Raw genomic sequence first — 6120 nt, 5'->3', positions numbered from 1 at the left:
AGCCACCGCATCAGGAGTACGCGCCACCTGAGCCGCGAACAGCTCCGGCACCAACACCGAACCCAGGTCCGTCGCCGTGTCGTTCCACTCCACCAACACCCGACGACGCTCGTCGTCACCGAGAACGTCGAGGCTGCTCAGGTGGGTCTGCGGGGCGACGGTCAGCAGGTCCAGGACGCGGACGAACCGTTCACGCAGGGTGCGGACCGTGTCCGGGTCGAAGAGGTCGGCCGCGGCCACGACCTGGCCGCGTACGCCGGCCGGGGCGCCCAGCTCGTCGTGGGTTTCCGTGAGTCGGATCTCGACGTCGAACTTGGCCACGGCGGTGTCCGAGGACGTGCCGCCTCCTTCGGTTCCGGGGAGGTCGAGGACGGCGTCGGCGTTGTTCTGCAGGTCCAGCTGGACCTGGAACAACGGATGCCGGGCCATCGACCGACTCGGCGCCAGCTCCTCCACCAACCGCTCGAACGGCACCTCCTGATGCGCCAGAGCCGAAAGGCTCACCTCCCGCACCCGGCCCAGGACCTCACGGAACGTCGGATCACCCGACAGGTCCGTACGGATCACCAACGTGTTGATGAAGAAGCCGACCAGATCGTCCAGAGCCTCATCCGTACGACCGGCGTTCGCCGAGCCGATCGGAATGTCCGTACCCGCACCCAACTTCGACAACAGCATCGCCAGCGCGGACTGCAGGACCATGAAGGGAGTCACCCCCTCGGCCCGCGCCACCTCCACCAGACGAGCGTGGACCTCGGCCGGGATCTCCACCGGCACGCGGTGCCCACGATGCGACGCGACCGCCGCACGCGAACGATCGAACGGAAGCGCCAACTCCTCCGGAGAACCAGACAAAGCCTCACGCCAGTACGCCATCTGACGCGCCATCACACTGCCGGTGTCGCTCTCGTCACCGAGCAGCTCGCGCTGCCACAGCGCATAATCCGCGTACTGGACCGGCAGCGGCTCCCACCCGGGGGCCTGGCCCTCGGCACGCGCCGCGTAGGCCGTGGACAGGTCCCGGGCCAGCGGAGCCGTCGACCATCCGTCACCCGCGATGTGGTGCAACACCACGACCAGCACCCGCTCCTCGGCACCCGCCTCGAAGAGGGTCGCCCGGATGGGCAGTTCGGTGGAGAGGTCGAGGGCGTACGCCTCCGCGTCCGCGATCGCGGCGTCGAGCGCCGCGGGCTCCACGTCGACGACGTTCAGCTGCCAGTCGAGGTCGGCGGGCTCGATGACGTTCTGGTAGGGCTCGCCGTTCTCGGCCGTCGGGAAGACGGTCCGCAGGACCTCGTGCCGGCCGACCACGTCACGGAAGGCGAGGGCGAGCGCGTCCCGGTCGACCTCCTTGGCCATCCGCAGTACGAACGGGATGTTGTAGGTCGCGCTCGGGCCCTCCAGCTGACCGATGAACCACAGGCGCTGCTGCGCGAAGGACAGCGGCACCCGCTCCGGCCGCTCCCCCGCCGCCAGAGCGAGCCTGGCCCGACCCGCACCGTCGAGACCGGCCGCCAGACCCGCAACCGTCGGCGTGTCGAACAACGCCCGAAGCGGAACCTCGACACCGAGAACCGTACGGACCCTGCTGATCAGGCGGACAGCGAGGAGGGAGTGGCCGCCGAGGGCGAAGAAGTCGTCGTCCACACCGACCTCGGGCAGGCCGAGGACCTGGGCGAAGACTCCGCACAGGAGCTCCTCGCGCAGGTTCGACGCGCTGCGGCCGGATCCCTCCTTGCCCGCCGAGTAGTCCGGGGCCGGGAGGGCCTTGCGGTCGAGCTTGCCGTTGACGTTCAGCGGGAGCGCGTCGAGGACCACGACCGCCGACGGGACCATGTACGACGGCAGGCGGTCGCTGGCGAACTCGGTGACCTGGTGGATCAGTTCGGTCTCCTGAGTGCTGTCGTTCGGGACGACGTAGGCGACCAGGCGCTTGTCCCCCGGCACGTCCTCGCGGGCCACGACCACGGCCTGGGCGACCAGCGGGTGGCCGGCCAGGACGGCCTGGACCTCGCCGAGTTCGATGCGGAAGCCACGGATCTTGACCTGCTCGTCCGCGCGACCGAGGTACTCGATCTGACCGTCCGCGTTCCACCGGACCACGTCACCCGTGCGGTAGAGACGGCCGCCGTCGGACGAGAACGGGTCCGCGACGAAACGCTCACCGGTCAGCTCGGGACGGCCCAGGTATCCGCGGGCCAGACCAGCACCCGCGATGTACAGGTCACCTGCGACACCGGCAGGGACCGGCGACAGGGCACCGTCCAGGACGTACACGCGGGCGTTGGAGATCGGGCGGCCGATCGGCACGATCCCGTCCACCTCGTCGTCCGCATACCAGGCCGTGGAGTAGACCGTGGCCTCGGTCGGGCCGTAGATGTTCGCGACCCGGGCGCCGGGGATGGCGGTGCGGATACCGGCGACGGCGTCCGCGGTCAGGGCCTCGCCGGCCAGGACGACGGTCCTGGGGCGGGCGTGGATCTCGCCCGCGGCCACCATCTGCGCGAAGGCCGAGGGAACACCGCTGACCAGGCTGACGTCGCCGACCGAAGCCTCCGCGTCGGCCAGGGCCAGCAGGTCACCGACGATCTCGACACTGCCTCCCGACACCAGCGGCCCGAAGAGCTCGAAGACCGAGACGTCGAAGTTGAAGGACGTGGACACCAGGACCCGGCGGAAGTCCTCCCCGCCGAACTCCCCCGCCGCCCAGCCCATCAGGCCGGCCACAGAACGGTGTTCCACGACGACGCCCTTGGGTCGGCCCGTCGAACCCGAGGTGTAGATGACGTACGCCGGGTGCTCCGGACGGATCTCCACGCCCAGGGGGGCGGCCTCAAGTCCGGCGAGGTCGAGCTCGTCCAGGACCAGGACGGTCGTCGCGTCCGACTGCGGGATCACGGAGGCCGTGCTCGCCGAGGCCAGGACCACGGTCGGCTTCGCGTCACCGAGCATGTACGCGATCCGGTCCGCCGGATAGGACGGGTCGATCGGCAGGTACGCACCACCGGACTTCAGCACCGCGAGCAGCGCCACGACCGTGTCGATACCGCGCTCCAGGCAGACACCGACGAACGACTCCGGACCCACACCCAGGGTCACGAGCTGGCGGGCCAGCTGGTTGGCGCGGGCGTCCAGATCCGCGTACGAGACCTCCGCACCGCCCGAGACGACGGCCACCGACCCCGGCGTCCGCACCGCCTGCGCCTCGAACAGCTCAGGCAGCGAACCGGTCGGCGTCTCGGCCGCCGTGTCGTTCCAGCCGTCGAGGAGCTGCGTGCGCTCGGTCTCGTCCAGGACGTCCAGGGCGCTCAGGCGGAGCTGCGGGTCCGCGGCGAGCTGCTCGATGGCACGCGCCCAGCGCGCCACGAGCCGGTGGGTCGTCTCCGCGTCGAAGAGGTCGGCGGCGGCGACCACGGAGCCGTGCAGGCCTGCCGGGGCTCCGTGCTCGTCGACGGTCTCGACCACCGAGGCGTCCAGGTCGAACTTCGCCACCGAGGTGCCGGTGGCAGCTCCGGTGCCGGTACCAGCGCCGGTACCGGTCGCGATGCTCCCGGTCCGTACACCGTCGAGGTCGAGGACGGCCTCGGCGTTGTTCTGCACCTGGAGCATCACCTGGAACAGCGGGTGCCGGGCCATCGACCGGCTCGGGGCCAGTTCCTCGACGAGCCGCTCGAAGGGGACGTCCTGGTGGGCGAAGGCGGACAGGCTCGTCTCGCGGACGCGGCCGAGGACCTCGCGGAAGGTCGGGTCGCCGGACAGGTCCGTACGCAGGACGAGGGTGTTGACGAAGAAGCCGACGAGGTCGTCGAGGGCCTCGTCCGTACGGCCGGCGTTCGCCGAGCCGATCGGGATGTCCGTACCCGCGCCCAGCTTCGACAGGAGCATCGCCAGAGCGGCCTGCAGGACCATGAACGTGGTCACGCCCTCGGCCCGCGCCACCTCCACGAGGCGGGCGTGCGCGTCGGCGGGCACGGTCAGGGCGGCGGCGTGACCGCGGTGCGAAGGCTCCGCCGGCCGCAGGTGGTCGACCGGGAGCTGAAGCTCCTCGGGTGCGTCGGCCAGCGTCCGCCGCCAGTAGGCGACCTGGCGGGAGATGAGGCTGTCCTCGTCGTTCTCGTCGCCGAGCAGCTCGCGCTGCCAGAGCGCGTAGTCGGCGTACTGGACCGGCAGCGGCTCCCACACAGGGGTGCGGCCGTCGCGGCGCGCCGCGTAGGCGGCCGACAGGTCGCCCGCCAGCGGGCGCTTGGACCAGCCGTCGCTGGCGATGTGGTGCATCGCGACGACGAGCACGCGGTCGTTGTCCGGGGTGGTGAACAGTGAGGCACGGAAGGGGATTTCGACCGCGAGGTCGAAGGCGTGACCGGCCGCCGCGGCGACCGCGTCGGCGAGCTCCTCCGGGGCGACCTCCACCAGGGGCAGGGTCCACTCCAGCTCGTCGGCGGGGACGATCCGCTGGTACGGCTCGCCGTCGGCGACCTCGAAGACGGTGCGCAGCACCTCGTGGCGCTCGATCACGTCCCGCAGGGCGGCCTCCAGGGCCTCGTGGTCGACGTCGCCGTCGAGGCGCAGGGCCACCGGGACGTTGTAGGCGGCGTTCGGGCCCTCCAGCTGGCCGATGAACCACAGGCGGCGCTGGGCGAAGGAGAGCGGTACGCGCTCCGGGCGCTCCCCTGCCTTCAGGGCCAGCCGGGCCTGTGCGGCACCGGTCAGGCCGGCGGCGAGTCCGGCCACCGTCGGGGCCTCGAAGAGTTCGCGGATGCCGACCTCGACGCCGAGGACGGAACGGATGCGGCTGACGAGGCGGACGGCGAGGAGGGAGTGGCCGCCGAGCTCGAAGAAGTCGTCGTCCACGCCGACCTCGGGCAGGCCGAGGACCTCGGCGAAGGCCATGCAGAGGATCTCCTCCTGCAGCGTCGCCGCCCTCCTGCCGCCCGAGGCGAGCGACGAGGAGTAGTCGGGTGCGGGCAGGGCCTTGCGGTCGAGCTTGCCGTTGCCGGTCAGCGGCAGCGCGTCCAGGACGACGACCGCGGACGGGACCATGTGCTCCGGGAGCCGCTGCGCCGCGAACTTCTTGAGAGAGTCGGGGAGTTCCTCGTTCGGGTCCTCGATGTCGGTCGGGACGACGTAGGCGACGAGCCTGCGGTCACCGGCGTTGTCCTCGCGGGCTATGACGGCGGCCTGGTCGACCAGCGGATGGCCCGTCAGGACGCCCTGGACCTCGCCGGGTTCGATGCGGTAGCCGCGGATCTTGACCTGGTCGTCGGCACGGCCGAGGAAGACGACCTGGCCGTCCGGCGTCCACTTCGCGCGGTCGCCCGTGCGGTACATGCGCTCGCCCCGCTCGTACGGGTTGGCGACGAAGCGTTCGGCGGTGAGGGCTTCGCGGCCCACGTAGCCGCGGGCGAGGCCGGCGCCGGAGACGTACAGGTCCGCGACCACACCGACCGGGACCGGCTGGAGGCGGGAATCGAGCAGGTAGAAGCGGGTGTTGTCGATCGGTGTGCCGACCGGAACGCTCCCGCCCGCGATCCCCTCGGCGGTCAGCCGCGTGGTCGCGATGCCGATCGTCGTCTCGGTCGGTCCGTAGTGGTTGTGGACCGCGCGCTCGCCGGCTGCGGCGAGCAGCTCGCGCAGCCACGGGGTGGACGCGGCCTCGCCGCCGAGGACCACGGACTGCGCGGGCAGGACTGCCTCGATGCCGGAGGCGGTGAGCGCCGCCAGGTGTGAGGGGACGGCCTTGAAGTGGTCGATGCCGTGGTCGGCGAGGTAGGAGGCGACCAGTCCGGGGTCGGTGACCGCTGCCTCGTCGAGGATGTGGAGTTCGCCGCCGGTGGTGAGGCTCGCGAAGACGACCGTGTTGCCGAGGTCGGTGGCCTGGGCCTGGAGCAGCGCGTAGCGGGCGCCTTCGTCGCCGAAGCCGAGACGGTCGGGGACGGCGGCGGTGTAGTTCGCGAGGCCGCCGTGGGTGACCGCCACGCCCTTGGGCTGGCCGGTCGAACCCGAGGTGTAGATCACGTACGCCAGAGACTGCGGATCGACCTCACGCTCCGGGCTCTGGGCCGGGGCGGCGGCGAGCTGCATCTCGACGAACGTGTCGTCGATCGCGACCAGACGCGAACG

Annotated in this window: 1 protein-coding gene; it reads right to left on the bottom strand. The window is 71.3% G+C overall.

All coding sequences use genetic code 11. The features are described from left to right. On the bottom strand, nucleotides 1-6120 hold a 6120-nt coding region (locus AB0G79_RS33205; protein WP_360813195.1), incomplete at both ends, for an amino acid adenylation domain-containing protein.

The organism is Streptomyces sp. NPDC020807 (assembly GCF_040641575.1).
Lineage (GTDB): Bacteria > Actinomycetota > Actinomycetes > Streptomycetales > Streptomycetaceae > Streptomyces.
Note: the sequence above shows the minus strand (reverse complement) of the source record. Positions and strands in the feature narration are given on the sequence as shown.